This is a genomic window from Rhodopseudomonas sp. BR0G17 (assembly GCF_010907025.1).
Taxonomy (GTDB): domain Bacteria; phylum Pseudomonadota; class Alphaproteobacteria; order Rhizobiales; family Xanthobacteraceae; genus Rhodopseudomonas; species Rhodopseudomonas palustris_H.
Map to the genome: position 1 here is coordinate 25504 of NZ_QUML01000007.1, position 14976 is coordinate 40479.

Annotated in this window: 15 protein-coding genes; all 15 read left to right on the forward strand. The window is 65.1% G+C overall.

The genetic code is table 11. The annotated features are described in order from the left end of the window. The first annotated feature begins 25 nt into the window (after nt 1-25). Complete coding sequence (locus tag DY467_RS07585) at nt 26-2101, forward strand: phage terminase large subunit family protein (RefSeq protein WP_349627619.1); 2076 nt, start codon at nt 26-28, stop codon at nt 2099-2101. A gap of 20 nt (nt 2102-2121) precedes the next feature. Further along, nucleotides 2122-2760 (forward strand): P-loop NTPase family protein, encoded by a 639-nt coding sequence (locus tag DY467_RS07590; protein WP_164635014.1) that lies wholly within the window; start codon nt 2122-2124, stop codon nt 2758-2760. Between the two features lie 197 nt (nt 2761-2957). Continuing rightward, nucleotides 2958-3167 carry a phage head-tail joining protein gene (locus tag DY467_RS07595; protein WP_164635016.1) on the forward strand — a complete coding sequence of 70 codons (210 nt, stop codon included), beginning with the start codon at nt 2958-2960 and terminating at the stop codon, nt 3165-3167. Nucleotides 3168-3181: 14 nt separating this feature from the next. Beyond that, on the forward strand, nt 3182-4783 hold the full coding sequence (locus tag DY467_RS07600; protein WP_164635018.1) for a phage portal protein: 1602 nt from the start codon (nt 3182-3184) through the stop codon (nt 4781-4783). Nucleotides 4784-4805: 22 nt separating this feature from the next. Further along, nucleotides 4806-5411 carry an HK97 family phage prohead protease gene (locus DY467_RS07605; RefSeq protein ID WP_164635020.1) on the forward strand — a complete coding sequence of 202 codons (606 nt, stop codon included), beginning with the start codon at nt 4806-4808 and terminating at the stop codon, nt 5409-5411. Nucleotides 5412-5493: 82 nt separating this feature from the next. Further along, nucleotides 5494-7167, forward strand: coding sequence for a prohead protease/major capsid protein fusion protein (locus tag DY467_RS07610; RefSeq protein ID WP_164635022.1), 1674 nt, complete (start codon nt 5494-5496; stop codon nt 7165-7167). 84 nt (nt 7168-7251) lie between these two features. Next, the gene (locus tag DY467_RS07615; protein WP_164635024.1) at nt 7252-7593 is read left to right on the forward strand and encodes a DUF2190 family protein; all 342 of its coding nucleotides are present in this window, start codon (nt 7252-7254) and stop codon (nt 7591-7593) included. A gap of 13 nt (nt 7594-7606) precedes the next feature. Next, nucleotides 7607-8002 carry a hypothetical protein gene (locus DY467_RS07620; protein ID WP_164635026.1) on the forward strand — a complete coding sequence of 132 codons (396 nt, stop codon included), beginning with the start codon at nt 7607-7609 and terminating at the stop codon, nt 8000-8002. Nucleotides 8003-8008: 6 nt separating this feature from the next. After that, the gene (locus DY467_RS07625) at nt 8009-8779 is read left to right on the forward strand and encodes a hypothetical protein (RefSeq protein WP_164635028.1); all 771 of its coding nucleotides are present in this window, start codon (nt 8009-8011) and stop codon (nt 8777-8779) included. 16 nt (nt 8780-8795) lie between these two features. Further along, nucleotides 8796-8996 (forward strand): DUF2635 domain-containing protein, encoded by a 201-nt coding sequence (locus DY467_RS07630; protein ID WP_164635030.1) that lies wholly within the window; start codon nt 8796-8798, stop codon nt 8994-8996. Between the two features lie 83 nt (nt 8997-9079). Next, the gene (locus DY467_RS07635) at nt 9080-10582 is read left to right on the forward strand and encodes a phage tail sheath subtilisin-like domain-containing protein (protein ID WP_205502155.1); all 1503 of its coding nucleotides are present in this window, start codon (nt 9080-9082) and stop codon (nt 10580-10582) included. An 86-nt stretch (nt 10583-10668) separates the two neighbouring features. Then, nucleotides 10669-11049 (forward strand): hypothetical protein, encoded by a 381-nt coding sequence (locus DY467_RS07640; RefSeq protein WP_164635034.1) that lies wholly within the window; start codon nt 10669-10671, stop codon nt 11047-11049. A gap of 66 nt (nt 11050-11115) precedes the next feature. Continuing rightward, nucleotides 11116-11454 (forward strand): hypothetical protein, encoded by a 339-nt coding sequence (locus DY467_RS07645; RefSeq protein WP_164635036.1) that lies wholly within the window; start codon nt 11116-11118, stop codon nt 11452-11454. 121 nt (nt 11455-11575) lie between these two features. Continuing rightward, nucleotides 11576-13615 carry a hypothetical protein gene (locus tag DY467_RS07650; RefSeq protein WP_164635038.1) on the forward strand — a complete coding sequence of 680 codons (2040 nt, stop codon included), beginning with the start codon at nt 11576-11578 and terminating at the stop codon, nt 13613-13615. 125 nt (nt 13616-13740) lie between these two features. After that, on the forward strand, nt 13741-14973 hold the full coding sequence (locus tag DY467_RS07655; protein WP_164635040.1) for a DNA circularization N-terminal domain-containing protein: 1233 nt from the start codon (nt 13741-13743) through the stop codon (nt 14971-14973). The last annotated feature ends 3 nt before the right edge of the window (nt 14974-14976 follow it).

Sequence of the window (14976 nt, forward strand, 5' to 3'; positions counted from 1 at the left end):
CGCGCGCGCGATGCAAACGCTGTTCGTGCCGCCGGACAAGATCACGCCGTCGCAATGGGCGGCTAACAACCTGATCGTGCCAGACGGTCCGCGGGCAAATGAGAAATGGGACCCGACACTAACGCCGTACGTGGTCGAGCCGCTTGATAACACCGGGCCGGACTCGCCGGTCAATAAGCAGGCCGTACGCAAGAGTGCGCAAACCGGCTTTACGGTAATGGCGATCGCGATCGCCGGATCGACGATCGACACCGACCCGTCGGGCGGCATCTTGCTGGTACAGCCGACCGAAGGCGCGCTTGCTGATTTTATCGCTGACAAGCTCAATCCTGCGATCGAGCAAACGGCCGCGCTGAAAGCCAAGGTCAAGCCGCAAGTCTCGCGTTCAGGCGAGGGATCGACGACGTATCTTAAGCGGTATCCCGGCGGCTCGATGGCGCTGGCGATCGCCAATTCGACGGCCGATCTGCGCTCGAAAACAAAGCGCAAGATTATCAAAGACGAGGCGAGCGAATATCCGGCCGATCTCGACGGGCAGGGCTCGCCGCACACGATGATCGAGGCGCGATACGAGTCGTTTCTCGATACCGCGGACTGGAAAGAAACGAATATCTCGACGCCGACGATCGTTGGCGCCTGCTACATCGACCAAGAGTTTAAGGCCGGCGATCAACGGCTCTGGCATATCGATTGTCCTGGCTGCGGTGAGCCGTTCGCGTTTCGGTTCGGGCCGCAATTTAGGTTCAACGATTCGTTTCCGTATCAGGCGCACTACGTTGCGCCGTGCTGCGGTGTAGTGATCGAGTCGCATCAAAAAAAGGCGTTGGTGCGCGCCGGGAGCAAGTGTGCAACGCCATCGCCGTTTCTCGAAAGCCGCGGGCTGAGAAATGGATGGATCGCGACCGCGCCGGGGTCGGGAAAATTCCCGAGCTATCATTTCGACGCGCTGTCGTCGCCGTTTGTGCCATGGGACAAGATCGCCGAGCGATGGATCGCCGCTCAGTCAGATCCCGCTAAGCTCAAGGCGTTCTATAACCTCACGCTCGGCGAAGCCTATGAGATGAAGGGCGACGCGCCGGATCACGTGCGGCTAATGGAGCGGCGCGAAGATTATCCGCGCGGCCGCATCCCGCCGCGCGGGTTGATGCTCACCGCCGGCTGCGATGTGCAGATGAACGGCATTTATTGCGAGGTGGTCGCCTGGGCGCCGAACCGCGAGTCGTGGGTTGTCGAAACGCTGGTGCTGGAAGGTGACACGACCGACGCCAACGCCGGCGCGTTCCTGAAACTCGCCGAGGTGTACAGCCGGGAATGGCCGGACGCGTTCGGCGGCAAGCGCCGGCTCGACGGCATGATCGTCGACTCGGGCTTTCGCTCGCATGTCGTCTATCACTGGTGTAGCACCCGCCACAACGCTTATGCGGCCGACGGCCGCGACGGCTGGAATAAGCCGGCGCTCGGTACGCCGTCGCTGGTTAGTATCGACCTCGACGGACGCAAGGTCGGCTCGGGCAAAATCTGGCCGGTCGGCACCTGGCCGCTCAAGGGTCACTGGTACGAGGATTTGCGGCGCGAGGGAAAAAAGGCCGGTCACGAAACTGATCCGCCGGGCTACTGCCATTTCGGTACGTGGCTTGACGAAATCTATTTCAAGCAGATCACGGCCGAATACCTCGCCGAGCAGATCACGCGCGGCCGATCGTCGAAATACTGGCGCCCGCGCGGCAATCAGGAAAATCACTTCCTCGATTGCCGCGTTTACAACATGGCGCTCGCCGATCACCTCGGCCTGTCGAGCATGACTGAGGACGAATGGAAGTTGCTTGCCCGCGAGCGGGCGCCCGGCATGTCGCAGGGTGATTTGTTCGCGCCGCGCACGCTGGCCTTGCAGGTTGCCGCGGGTATCGCGTCGGCCGCCGCGAGCAGCGCGCCGGCGAGCGGGCCGGCGGCTGACGCGTCACCGCACACAAACGCCAGTGACGCGGCGCCGCCGGCCGATCCGCCGCCTGTTGCCGCGCCGGCGCGGCCGCGCAGCACGCCGCCGCCAGCGCGCGGCTCGGGATGGCTCGGCCGAGATACCGGCGGATGGCTGAAACGCTAACACGATCGAGGATTTTGCACGTGACCAAGCCGGTTATTATCATCGTCGGCGCCGACAAGGGCGGCGTCGGCAAAACCACGATCGCCCGCGCACTCGTCGATCACCTCGACGCCGCCGGCATGGCGTGCCGGATTTTCGACACCGAAAACGAGGTGACGGGCGGCGTGCTCAAGCGGTTCTATCCGGACCGCGCCGAGATCGTCGACCTCGCCGATTCCGACGGGCAAATGCGCGTCTTTGACACGCTTAACCCGGCGAATGTGACGGTGATCGACATTCGCGCCGGGTTGCTGTCGCCGACGCTGCAACTGCTCGCCGATATCGGTTTCCTCGATCCGGACAAGTACACGATCCTCGTGCTGCACGTGCTCGATGCTAATCAGGCATCGATCGACGAGATCGCGCCGGTTGCGGCGCGGCTCGGCGCCGGCGCGCGCCATGTGATCGTCGGCAACCGCCGCAGCGCGACGAAATTCGCCTTCCCGCCTGGCGCGCTCGATATCCCGATGCTCTCCGCCGCCGCCGCCGAGGCGGTCGACAAGGCAAATCAGCCGTTCGGCGTGTTCGCCAAGGACAACGCCTCGGCGGTGATGCGCGGCATGGTGCGCACTTGGCTCGATCGGGTGCTCGCGCAGTTCAAGGCGGCGAAGCTGCCCTAAATAACGCGCTTCGCATCGGGTGAGTGAAGGCGGCTTTCGTACCCGCCGGGGCGTTTCCCGACGATCCTGATGCGCTTGGCCGCGGGCGACGCGGCCGATCGGATGCGCGCGAATTGGGGCGCTGCGCACCGACCGCGGCCGCCGGCATCGCTTCCGTATGGGGCGACCGGCGGCCGCTTCAATTCAAGGGGTGAGGGATGGCGTACACGCAAGACGATATCGACACGCTCAAGGCCGCGCTTGCGACCGGCGCGCGGATTGTTGAGTTCGGGTCCGGCGCCGATCGCCGCAAGGTCGAATACTTCTCGCGCGCCGACATGCTCGCGCAGCTCGACGACATGGTCAAAGAGGTGTCGCCGAACTCGGCGGCGCCGCGGGTGTCGTTCGTGCGGCATTGTCGCGACTAACAGGCGGTGCCAGCATGAATGCAATTGATCGCGTCGTCGCGTATTTCGCGCCGCAAACCGGCCTCCGCCGCGCCGCCGCGCGAGTCGGGCTCGACAATGTGCGGATTTACGACGGCGCCAAGGGCGGACGCCGAGCCGACGGCTGGCGCGCCACCAATGCGTCGGCAAACGTCGAGGTAAAGGCCGCGCTGCCGCGCCTGCGCGCGCGGTCGCGGGATCTGGTGCGCAATACTTGGTGGGGCGCGCGAATTCAGCGCGTCACCGTCGCGCACGCGGTCGGCACCGGCATCGTTCCCAAGCCGAACACCGGCGACAAAACTCTCGATCGCAAGGTGTTGCAGGCGTGGAAAAAGTGGGCGCGGCATTGCGACCACGAGGGACAACTCAATTTCGACGGCCTGCTCGGGCTGGCTGCCGATTGCATCGTCGAGTCCGGCGAGGTGCTGGGCCGCATGGTGTCGGTGAAGCCCGCCGATAAGCCGCGCGGCGTCGTGCCGCTCGAATTGCAGTTGCTTGAGCCTGATCACCTCGATCAATCGCGCGACCGCATCATGATGGTGCAGCGGCCGCCGCAAGTTGCAATGAACGCCGAGGGCGTCGTCGTCGATCAGGGGATTGAGTACGCGCTCGACGGCAAGCGCCGCGCCTATTGGATTTATCCGGTCCATCCGGGTGCGCGTGGCCTGGTGATGCCGTCGGCCTCGGTGCGGGTGCCAGCGGCCGACATGCTGCACGCATACCGCAAGGATCGGATCGGGCAGGGCCGCGGCGTGCCGTGGCTCGCGCCGGTGATGCTCACCGGGCGCGATTTCGCCGATCTGCAGGAGGCGATCGTCGTCAAGGCGCGGATCGAGGCGTGTCTCGCGGCCTTTATCAAGACCAATTCGACGGCTCGGACGCTGGCGCAGGCGCAGCAACAGGACGACGGCGACGGTCACCCGCGGCGGATCGAGAATTTTTCGCCCGGTATGGTGGCGTATTTGGAGCCGGGCGAGGAATTGCAGACCGTCGCGCCGTCGGGCTCGCTGCAATTCGACGGCGTTCTGCGCAACACGCTGCTCGCGATCGCCGCCGGCGCCGGGATTACTTACGATCAGCTCACCGGCGACTTTACGCGGGCTAATTTCTCGTCGCTGAAAGCCGGCAAGATCGATTTCCGGCGGATCGTCGAGCAATTCCAGCATCACACGATCGTCGCGATGATCCTAGAGCCGCTTTGGGATCGTTGGTGCGAGCTGGCGATCGCCGCGGGCATTCTGCCGGATCGCGCCGAGGGCTATCCGGTCGATTGGATCATGCCGGCAAACGAGCCGATCGACGCGATGAAGGAAATGCAGGCGGATATTCTCGCCGTGCGATCCGGCCGCATGACATGGGCGCAATTCGTGCTGTCGTGGGGCATCGATCCCGATCAGCAGCTCGACGAGATCGAAAAATGGTTCACCGAGATCGACGCGCGCGGCATCGTTCTCGATACCGATCCGCGCAAGGCGCTCGCCTCGACGAAGGGCGGCGCCGGTTCCGAAGCACAAACCGAGGTTAATACCAATGTCGACAAGGGCAACGCCGGCGCTGCCGGAAAGTCCGGCGGTAAGGGTGCCGCCGCCGGCAAGTAACAGCGATCCGTCGGCGCTGCCGATGCAAACCCGCGGCGCGCTGCCGGTGTCGAGTGTCGACGCCGAGGCGCGGACCGTCGAGGTGGTTTTCACCACCGGCGCCAGCGTGCGCCGGCGGCGTTACACCGGCTGGGATACGTCGGTGCCGTTCGATGAAGTCCTTGAGGTGTCGCGCTCGGCGATCAACCTCGATCGGCTGAACGCCGGCGCGCCGGCGCTCGACAGCCATTCGGCCTGGCGCACGTCGTCGCAAGTCGGTGTGATCGAAAAAGCCTGGATCGACGGCACCGAAGGCCGCGCGAAAATCCGTTTCCCGAGCAAGGGCGTCGACGAGGGCGCCGATCGCATGTTTGCGATGGTGTCGGAAGGCATCATTCGCAACGTGTCGGTCGGTTATTCGATCGACGAGGTGCGCGTCGTCGAGCCACAGAAAAAAGGCGAGATCGAAAAGCGCATCGCGACGCGCTGGACGCCCTACGAGGTGTCTTTCGTGACCATTCCCGCCGATGCCGGCGCGCAAGTGCGCAGCGGCGATCTCGAAACCTTCCCGTTGCGCATTGCGCGCGACGGGTCCGGTGCAACCGCCGCGCTTGCGCGGATGCGAATGCGGCAGCGCGCCGCGGGCTGATCAAGCCGCCAGCGTCAAGTCGGTGCCGCGGGTGACGCGCGAAGCCTCGAATCTCTCAACCCCGTAAATCCAAGGGCAAACTATGCACAGCAAGTTTTCGTCGTATCTGTCGGCGGCCGTTTTCCTGACGGCTGCCGTGGTCATTTTCTCCATTGCGTTCGCCGGCGATGCCTCGGCGGCGCCGATCTCGGCCGCGCACCTGTTCGGCGGCGGTCACGACCTGATCGGCTACACCGCCAGCGCCGCGCTGGTGGCGATGCGCGCCGATCATTCCGATCTGGTCGCTCGTGCGGCCGCCAAGCTGCGCGAAGTGGTCGACGGCATGGCGCCCGAGGCGGTGCGAACGATCGAAGCCGAGCACGCCGAGTTGATTCGGCAGGCGGATGCCATGGCTGCGGAAATCCGCACCGAGGAAGCGCGCGCCGCCGCGTCGGCGCCGACCGCTGCCGCTGGCGCCGACGTGATCGCCGCCGAGCGCACCCGTGCGGCCGAAATCACGCTGATCGCCTCGCGCCACGCGATGCCGGCCGAGTTCGCGCAGCGTCATATCGCCGGCGGTAGCACCGTCGACGCTGTGCGCGCCGCCGTGCTCGATACGCTCGCCGAGCGCAGCGCTGCGGCTCCGATTTCCGGCCGGGTGCAGGTGATCACCGACGCCGGCGACACCGTGCGCGACGCGCTCGAAAACGCGATTCTGCACCGCGCCAATCCGGGCGGCGTCAAGCTCGCCGACGCGGCGCGCGAATGGCGCGGCATGTCGCTGATGGAGATGGGCCGCACCTTCCACGAGCAGACGACCGGGCAGCGCCTGCGCGGCCTCGGCAAGATGGAGCTGGCAAGCCGCCTGCTCGGCCTCGACACGGGCCTGCGCTCGGGCGGGATGCTGGCGACCTCCGATTTCCCGGCGATCCTGGCGAATGTCGTGTCGAAGCGGCTGCGCTCGGCCTATGAGGTGGCGCCGCAGAATTGGAAACGGCTGTCGCGCCAGAACAACGCGCCCGATTTCAAGGCGCGTGCGGTCACGCAACTGTCGAACCTGCCGAACCTCAAGCAGATTCGCGAGGGCGGCGAGTATCAGTACGCGGCGCTCGCCGACAGCAAGGAGCAGTATGCGCTCGCCACCTACGGCCGGATGGTCACGATCACGCGGCAGTCGCTGATCAATGACGACCTCGGCGCGTTCGATCGCCTGCCGATGCTGCTCGGCCGCGCTGCGGCCGAAACCGAGGCGTCGCTGTTCTGGCAGATCATCACCGCCAATGGCGCGATGGGTGACGGTACGGCGCTGTTCCACGCCAACCACGGCAACCTCGGCACCGCGGCGGCGATCACGATCGCCTCGCTCAACGAGGGCCGCGCGATGATGCGTAAGCAGAAGGGCCTCGCCGCCAAGGCGGCCGAAGCCGAGCCGCTGAACCTCAAGCCGGCCTATATCGTGGTGTCGCCCGACAAGGAAACCGAGGCGCAGCAGTTCCTCGCGACCACGCTGTACCCGCAGCAGAACGCGCAGGTGAACCCGTTCGCGGGTTCGCTGGAACAGATCACCGAGGCGCGCCTCACCGGCAACGCCTGGTATCTGTTCGCCGATCCGGCGACGATCGACACGATCGAGTATGCGTACCTTGAAGGCGAGGAAGGGCTCTATACCGAAAGCCGTCTCGGCTTCGAAGTCGACGGCCTCGAAATCAAGGGCCGGCTCGATTTCGCCGCCAAGGCAATCGATTGGCGCGGCATGTTGAAGAACGCCGGCAACTAATCGGGCGTTTCTCGCTGATCAACTCGCGGCCGTCGCAAGGTGCGGCGGCCGTTTTGATTTCCTCTATCGCGAAGGGTTACGCAGATGCAGAATTACAATTCGAAGGGCGGCACGTTGCAGCTCACCGCGCCCGCGGGTGGCGTGGTCGGCGGCTCGCCGGTGCAGATCGGTGCTGGCATTTTCGGCGTGCCGGTTGCCAACGCCGCCGCGGGCGACAGTTTTTCGCTCGTGACCAAGGGTGTTTTTAGCGACGTTCCAAAGGCGACCGGCGCTGCCTGGGCCGAGGGCGATTACCTGTACTGGGACAACACCGCGAAGAACCTGACCAAGACCGCCACCAACAATCTGCGCGTCGGCGTCGCCGTCTCGGCGGCCGCGTCGGGTGATGCGGTCGGCGCCGCCAAGATCGGCCCGGTGGTCGGCTAATCGGGGGCGTGCAATGGCGTCACCGTTCGATCGCGCAATCGCCGCGGCGGCGGTGACGCATGACTCCATCATGGGCGAGGCTTTCGAAATTCGCCCGCAGAAATTCCAGACCGATCGCAACGCGCCGCTGATCGCAGATCCCGCGCGGGGCGTCGTGACGGTCAAATGCCCGTGGGTCGACGCCGCTGCGCGCGCTGGCGCCGGGCCGTTCCATCAAGTCGGCGTGCAGCCGGAACGGCCGGGGCATTCGACGAGCAGGCCGTCGATTTCGATCAACATGACTCTGTTGCCGTTCGCGTTGCGGCAGGGCGATCTCGTGTTTCGCGTTAAGACGCAGGCGCTCTATCGGGTGTTCGAGCTGTTGCCATCAACGCCAGGCTTCGCCCGTATTTCGCTCAACAAGGTGTAAACGCCGATGCTCGCGCAAACCTTCCTGCGGATCGCTGCGCTTGAGGCGCTGCGGCCGTCGTCGCTGCTCGCTGCCGGCGGCCCGTGGCCGACGCTTGCCGGCGACCGGGTTTCGGATTCGCGGCTCGATCCATTCGATCACCTCGCGCCGGAGTCTGGATCGTGGCCGGTGCTGGCGGTCTATACCGAAGATGACGATTTGACCAAGATCGCGCAGCACGGGCCGCAGTTCTACAAGGCCGCCGTCGATCTGGTGTTCGAATTGGCTGTCGTGCAGCGTTTCCAGGGTGCGCCGGGCGAGGGGCTGATCGTCGACTATGCCGACACCGACAGCGCGAGCGAGGCGCGGCTCGACGTGATGCGGCAACAGATTTTTCATTGCCTGCACGAAGCGCCGAGCGGCCGGCTGTTTCGTCGCCTCGCAAAGCTGCCGTTCGATAGCTGGCAATCTCACGCCAAGCGATCCGGAGAAGAGGCGATTAAGATCGCCGGCCGGACGATCGTCGGGCGGATCGCGGTGCGGGAAACCTGTATCGACGCGGCGCCGGCGTCGGCGCTCGTCGATCTCGATCGCCTGCCCGCGCCGCTCAAAGAGGTGGCGCAAGAATTGAGCGATACCTCGACATACTACGCGGAATTGACGCTCGGGATTGCTCGCGCAGCGCCGGTGATGCCGGTTCGTAAGCCGCTTTCCAGTGTTTCAATGAACATCAAGCCGGCTGTGCAGCCGGATGGCGAGCAGCCGATCGACGCGTCGGCCGACGGCCTGCAAACCTGACAGGGGAATCCATCCTATGCAGAATTTTTTCATCAAGCCGCGGACGATCGACGGGGCGCCGGCGCTGGTGCGTGATCCGTTGTCGGGCCTGCCGCTCGATCCGGCCGGCGATCACAAGCCGCGCTCGCCGTTCTGGATTCGTCGGCTGCGCGACGGCGACGTGATCGAGGCGCAGCCTGCCGCTGAGCCGGCGGTCATTACCAAGCCGGGCGACTAAGCGGCGCCGCTTCGCTTCGTTCCAAAACAGGTCAACCAACAGCCGCCGGGCGCGCGCCCGCGCGGCAACAAGGATTCGTGTCTATGGCAAACGACGTTGCGTTCAACAACATCCCCGGAAACATTCTGGTCCCGTTCTGGTACGCGGAAATCAATTCCGGCGGATCGCCGTTCGAGAATGTTCCGCGGGTGATCCTGTTCGGGCAGAAAACCGCGGACGGCAGCGCGCCTGCCGGCAAGGTGATCGGCCCGATCGCGAGCGCGGCCGAGGCCGACGCTTATTTCGGCGTTGGCTCGATGCTGGCCATGATGTACCGCCGCGCGCGGCTCACGGCGCCGTTTCAGCCGCTTTGGGCGATGCCGCTAGCTGATCCGGTCGGCGCGTTCGCGGCCGGTTCCTTCACCTTCACCGCGCCTGGCGTCACCGGCGCCGCCATCCTGCGGATCATGGGGCGGCGCTACGCGTTTCAGGTCAACGCTGCACACACGGCCGCGCAGGTGGCGGCCAATGCCGCTGCGACGATCAACGCGGCGAATCTGGCGGTGACGGCTGCGGTCGACGGCACCGATACCAGCAAGGTGATTTTCACGGCGCGCCACAAGGGCGCGGTGAGCAACGGTCAACAGGTGGATATTGCGCGCGGCGAGCCGAATGCGCTCACCGACGACAACACGACCGTTGTCGCGCTCACGGGCGGCTCGGGCGTTCCCGATCTGATCGCTCCGCTCGCCAACCTGGGCGATGACGAGTACGACTGCATTGCCAGTCCCTACACCGATACGCCGTCGCTGGACGCGTTCCGCGACTTCCTCGACGACGTGTCGGGCCGCTGGTCGCCGTCGAAGCAGCTCTACGGCCATCATTTCAGTTGCTTCTATGGAAACCTTTCGTCGTGTGTCGCGCTCACCAATGCGCGCAACGATCAGCATTCGTCTATCGTGCTGTGGCAGCGGTCGCCGACGCCGGAATGGGAAATCTGCGCCGGCGCGGCCGCGCAGGCGGCGGCGCACCTCGGCGATGCGCCTGAGGTGTCGCGGCCGCTGCAAACGCTGCCGCTGCCCGGCGCGCTGCCGCCCGACGATCGCTCGCTCTGGTGGGATATCGACGACCGTCAGGCGCTCTACTCCGACGGCGGCTCGGCGCTCAAGGTCCGCACCGATAATGTGGTGATCATCGATCGGATCAACACCACGTATCAGCAGACCGCGGCCGGCGTTCCCGATGCGACGTTCCGCAACGTCGAGACGATGTTTCAACTGATGTTCGTCGTGCGCTATCTGCGCACGGCGGTTTCGAACCGGCATTCCCGGCAGGCGCTCGCGGACGAGAATCCATACAACCTCGCCGAGATCACCACGCCGGACGATATCCGCAACACGCTGATTCACGCCTACAACGACCTTGTGCGGCTCGGCGTGTGCGAAAAGGCGGAACTGTTCGCGCGGTACGTGGTGGTGAGCCGCGATCCGAACAATGCCGACCGCGCCAATGCCTACCTGCCGACCGATGTCGTCAATCAGCTCCGCGTGTTCGGCGCGAACATCACGGCGTTTCTGGAATATCCGTTGAGCGGCGCGGCGCAGTAAGCCGCGGGGGCTCGGCTCGCGCGCCGCCGGGATGATGGTCGGCGGCGCCTTCCATTTTTCGTATCAGGACAAGGGACCAAATCAGCATGGCTGACGACTGCGAAAATAGTTTCGGCGGGCGGGTGTCGATCACCGCCGACGATCAGGTGTTCACGCCGAGCGAGGCGGATATCGAGCTTGAGATCAGTAATATTTCCGTCGAAGCCAAGGCGAACGGCGACGGCTCGGCGTGCTTCATGGCGAAACCCGAGCTGTACGGCTGCAAGATCAAGTTCCGCAACAACAGTGGAATCGTCTGGAATACCACGCTGCGCAAATGCAAGCTCGACGTGACGATCAAGGAAATCGACAACAACCGCACGCATCTTTTCACCGCCGCGCGGATCGTCGGCCGTCCGACGCTCAATCTGTCGACCGGCGAGGTGGACGGCTGCGAAATCCGCGGCGATCGCTATCAGGCCATCTAAAGCGGCAACGCGGCGCCGGCGCTAAGCGCCGGCGGTGCTGCGGCCTCACCGTTAGGAAACCCCAAAATGACCGATCCGAATGAGCCGGCGCTGCCGGCTGGACACAAGCGCGTTCCACTCAAGCGCCCGATTAAAGGGCATGACGGCGAGGTGCGGGCATTGATCCTGCGCGAGCCGCGGGGCGATGAGGTTTTCACGTTCGGCGAACCTCAGACGTGGGTCCGCGCCGCCGGCGGCATGGCGCTCGTCGATAATTGGGAAGCGATCAAGGCATACGCCGATCGCCTGATCGTCAAGCCCGATCCGACGCTCGCACAGGCGCAGTTGTCCGCGCTCGACGCGATCGCCGTCAAAGAGGTGATCGTCGGTTTTTTTCACAGTTCACCGACGGATACGTCGGCGTAGCGTTCGATTTTCTGGTGCTCAAACACCGGATTTGTAGTGCCGCCGAGTTCGGGGCGGCGCCGCTGTCGATCATTGGCCTATGGGTCGATCGGGCGATGGCTTGGGAAAAGCGGGTGAGGCAATGAGTCAGATCCTCGAAGCACTCGCCGTTATCAAGGGGCGCGACGAAACCGGGCGCACCTTTGAAACCGTCGCCGGCAAGATCAAGCGCTTAGCGCAGGCGGCGAACGCGCTTAACCGCGACGTGCAGCGGCAGGTGAACCTCGCCGCGACTGCCGAGCGCAGCGCCTCGCGGCTGTCGCGCGCCTCGACGGCGATCGGCAGCGGCATGAAAGCCGCCGCCGGCGCGGCCGCTGCCTATGAGGGCTCGCGGATCGCCCGCGCGGTCGCCGAGCGCACCGTGCGGGCTGCATCCGATCGGGGGCATGAAGAAACCCGCATGGCGGCAGCCGGTATGACGCCGGGCGAGATTAAGGACGCCGAAGAATTGAGCGCGGAAATCTCGCGCAAGTACAAGTCGCTTTCCACCACGGAAATGATGCACACCGCGCGCAACGTGCGATCGATGGTCGGCACGTTCGAGGAAGCGAGCCACATTCTCGAACCGCTCGCGCAACTGCGCGTGGTTGCTCTCGGCGCGCATCCGGAGCGGGCCGCCGAGCTAGGCGATGATTTCGACAAGCTCGCGAAGGGTATGGAGATCAAGGGCGTTACGCAAAATCTTGATCACTTCCGGCACTACATCGACGGCATGGCGAAGGCCGTCAACGTGTTCGGCGACACGCTGCGGCCGACTGATTACTACGAAATGTTCAAATATGGTCGCGCGGCGACAAACGCGCTGTCGGATGATTTCATGCTCAAGACCGCGCCGACGTTGGCGCAAGAGCTTGGCGGATCGTCTGCCGGTAAGGCGTTGGCGAGTTTCTACACTCAGTTCGTCGGCGGCAAGATGTCTAACAAGGCGGTCGAGCAGCTCGCGAAGTACGACATGCTCGACATGAAGAAAGTTATTAGGACCAAGACGGGCAACGTTAAGGGTGTGTTGCCGGGGGGGATTATTGGCGCAGAGTATCTAAAGCCTGAAAAGACCGATCCTTATCAATGGGTCAACAAGGTGTTGATCCCGCATCTCGCAAAGAAGGGCATCACGGACCCGAGCGCTATTCAGGAAGTCATTGCGGCTATGGCGTCGCAACAGACTACAGCCCAAATGATGGCGATCTTTGCCACGCAGCAGGCGCGGATCGAGAAGGATAAGCACCTCGTCGAGGGCGCGAAGGGTGTCGAAGCGGCTGAGTTGTATCAAAAGAACGATCCAAAGGTCGCGCGCAAGTCGATTGAGTCGCAATCCGAGAACTTTCTGACCGAGACCGCGAAGCCGTTCATTCATCCGACTGTTGGCGGCCTCAATTGGCTATCGGATCAGATCAGCAGCGCCGCCGAGGAGGCAAAGAAAAATCCATTGCGGGCCGCTGGCGGGCTCGGGTTTGGTGCGGCGATCCTCGCCGCGTTCGGGCTCGACAGCTTCGCGTCGAGCCTCAGCGTTGCCGGAAATCTTTTCCGCGGCGAGGGCGCCGCCGGCGGCTTGCGGCTCGGCTCAACCAAGCTCGCATCATGGTTGGCACCGATCATAGAGGTCGCAACCCGCACCGGCGAGATCGTCGACACGCCGGAAATGCGGGCTCGGCAAAATCAGCGGGTCGGCCTTGAATATGAGCGGCGGGTGCGGCTCGACTCGCTCGATCGCGCCGACGATCGGTTGCCCAATGTGCGGCCGGAGTCGTGGCTCGGGCGACGGTTTCAGGCCGAGCGTGATCGGAACGCGGCCGAGCGGGCGCGGATCAACGCCGAGCTAGAGGATCGCGGTTTCGGCCCGGCCGGCGTGCCGGGGCGCGGCATGATGGCGGGTAGCTACAGCGCCGCCGATATCGGCCGCGCGCTCGGCCTTGGCGGCGCCGGCGAGCCGGCCAAGGCCGAGGTTGTCGGCAACGCCACGCTTGAAACCAAGGTGACGGTTTCGCCGTCGCCGGATTTCCTGTCGCGCGTCGAACAGACCGTCACCAACGCGATCAACGCGTTTCGATCGAGCGGATCGACTAAAACCGGGTCGACCGGATCGACCGGCCGTTCGTCGCCGGATGCTGCACCGGCGCCGTAGCGCAAACGGCCTCGTGCGGCCGCGGCGGCGGCCGCTGGTGAGTCTGCCGGCTGCGCGCGGCTCTCTCGTGCATCATGAACGGTTTGACGCGCTGGGCGGCTGCGCCTGCGCCGGGGGGTGTGACAATGGATTGCCGCGACTGGCTGTCGACGCTGTGGCCGGCGTCTTACAAGGGCGTTCCGTTCTATTTCGAGCAGGATGAATCGCAGGGCGGCCGGGACAACGTCAAGCATGTATTCCCGCACCGGGATGATCCCTATATCGAGGATATGGGCCGCTCGCTGCGGTACTATGCGGGCTCGGCCTATGTGCACGGCGACAACGCCGACGATCTGGCGCGGGCACTGGAAACGGCGCTCGAGTCCGAGGGCGCCGGCACGCTGGTGGTGCCGTATTTCGGCCCGGTGACGGTGCATTGCGAGGCGCCGTTTCGCCGCGTCACCGCCAAGGATCAAATGGGCTATGTGGCGTTCGAATTGAAATTCGTGCGCGCTGGCGTCGCCTCGGCGTTGATTTCGGTTCCACTGTTGCAAAACGTCGCCTATGCGGCCGCCGACGGCCTGGCCGCGGCGATCGCTGCGGCGTTTCCCGCGGCGGTGACGGCGCGCGGCGAGCCCGACTATGTGATCGCGGCTGCGACCGACACACTGGCGGCCGGCGCGGGCGCGCTCGACGTGCTCCGGCAAAGCTATGCTGTCGATCCGGCGGTGTCGGCGAGTCTGCGCGATACGATCGCCGATCTCGTCGCTGCCGCACCGGCGGCGCTCGACGGCGCTGCCATTCCCGGCGCGCCGGCGGCGGCTGTGGTTGCCTCGCTGGTGTCCGCGGTGCGTGGGTTGTCCGACGGCCTGGCGCCGGCCTCGGCGCAGCGCGCAATGGTCGAACTACTCGGCGCGTTTCCGGCGGCTGTGGTGTCGGGGGTGCCGTATCTGTCGGCCTCGGCGGCCCGCGCGGCCGCCAATGCCGAGGCGGCGGCCCGCGCGCTGCGGCTCGCCGCGCTCACCGGCTACGCCGAGGCGGTGCTGCGCACCACGTTCGGGTCACGGCCCGAGGGTGTCACCGCGCGCGCGGCGATCGCCGAGCGGTTCGAAGCCGAGGCCGATAACACGACCGGCTCCGAAAACGCGGCGCTGTTCGTTGCGATCGAGACGCTGGCGGCGCGGGTGATCGATTGGATCACCAAGACGATCAACGATCTGGCGCCAGTCGTGGTGGTTGAGACGGCAATTCCGCGGCCGTCGCTCGATCTGGCTTGGACGCTGTACGCAGATCCCGCGCGCGCCGACGAGCTGGTGTCGCGCAATCGGGTGCGGCATCCGTCATTTATGCCGCTGTCTATCGAGGCGCTTGCGAGGTAGTGC

Bases quoted from the DNA above. Each gene is read 5' to 3' on its own strand.
- DY467_RS07595 (WP_164635016.1), top strand. From the start codon at position 2,958: ATGGCGTACACGCAAGACGATATCGACACGCTCAAGGCCGCGCTTGCG.
- DY467_RS07600 (WP_164635018.1), top strand. From the start codon at position 3,182: ATGAATGCAATTGATCGCGTCGTCGCGTATTTCGCGCCGCAAACCGGC.
- DY467_RS07605 (WP_164635020.1), top strand. From the start codon at position 4,806: ATGCAAACCCGCGGCGCGCTGCCGGTGTCGAGTGTCGACGCCGAGGCG.
- DY467_RS07610 (WP_164635022.1), top strand. From the start codon at position 5,494: ATGCACAGCAAGTTTTCGTCGTATCTGTCGGCGGCCGTTTTCCTGACG.
- DY467_RS07615 (WP_164635024.1), top strand. From the start codon at position 7,252: ATGCAGAATTACAATTCGAAGGGCGGCACGTTGCAGCTCACCGCGCCC.
- DY467_RS07620 (WP_164635026.1), top strand. From the start codon at position 7,607: ATGGCGTCACCGTTCGATCGCGCAATCGCCGCGGCGGCGGTGACGCAT.
- DY467_RS07625 (WP_164635028.1), top strand. From the start codon at position 8,009: ATGCTCGCGCAAACCTTCCTGCGGATCGCTGCGCTTGAGGCGCTGCGG.
- DY467_RS07630 (WP_164635030.1), top strand. From the start codon at position 8,796: ATGCAGAATTTTTTCATCAAGCCGCGGACGATCGACGGGGCGCCGGCG.
- DY467_RS07635 (WP_205502155.1), top strand. From the start codon at position 9,080: ATGGCAAACGACGTTGCGTTCAACAACATCCCCGGAAACATTCTGGTC.
- DY467_RS07640 (WP_164635034.1), top strand. From the start codon at position 10,669: ATGGCTGACGACTGCGAAAATAGTTTCGGCGGGCGGGTGTCGATCACC.
- DY467_RS07645 (WP_164635036.1), top strand. From the start codon at position 11,116: ATGACCGATCCGAATGAGCCGGCGCTGCCGGCTGGACACAAGCGCGTT.
- DY467_RS07650 (WP_164635038.1), top strand. From the start codon at position 11,576: ATGAGTCAGATCCTCGAAGCACTCGCCGTTATCAAGGGGCGCGACGAA.
- DY467_RS07655 (WP_164635040.1), top strand. From the start codon at position 13,741: ATGGATTGCCGCGACTGGCTGTCGACGCTGTGGCCGGCGTCTTACAAG.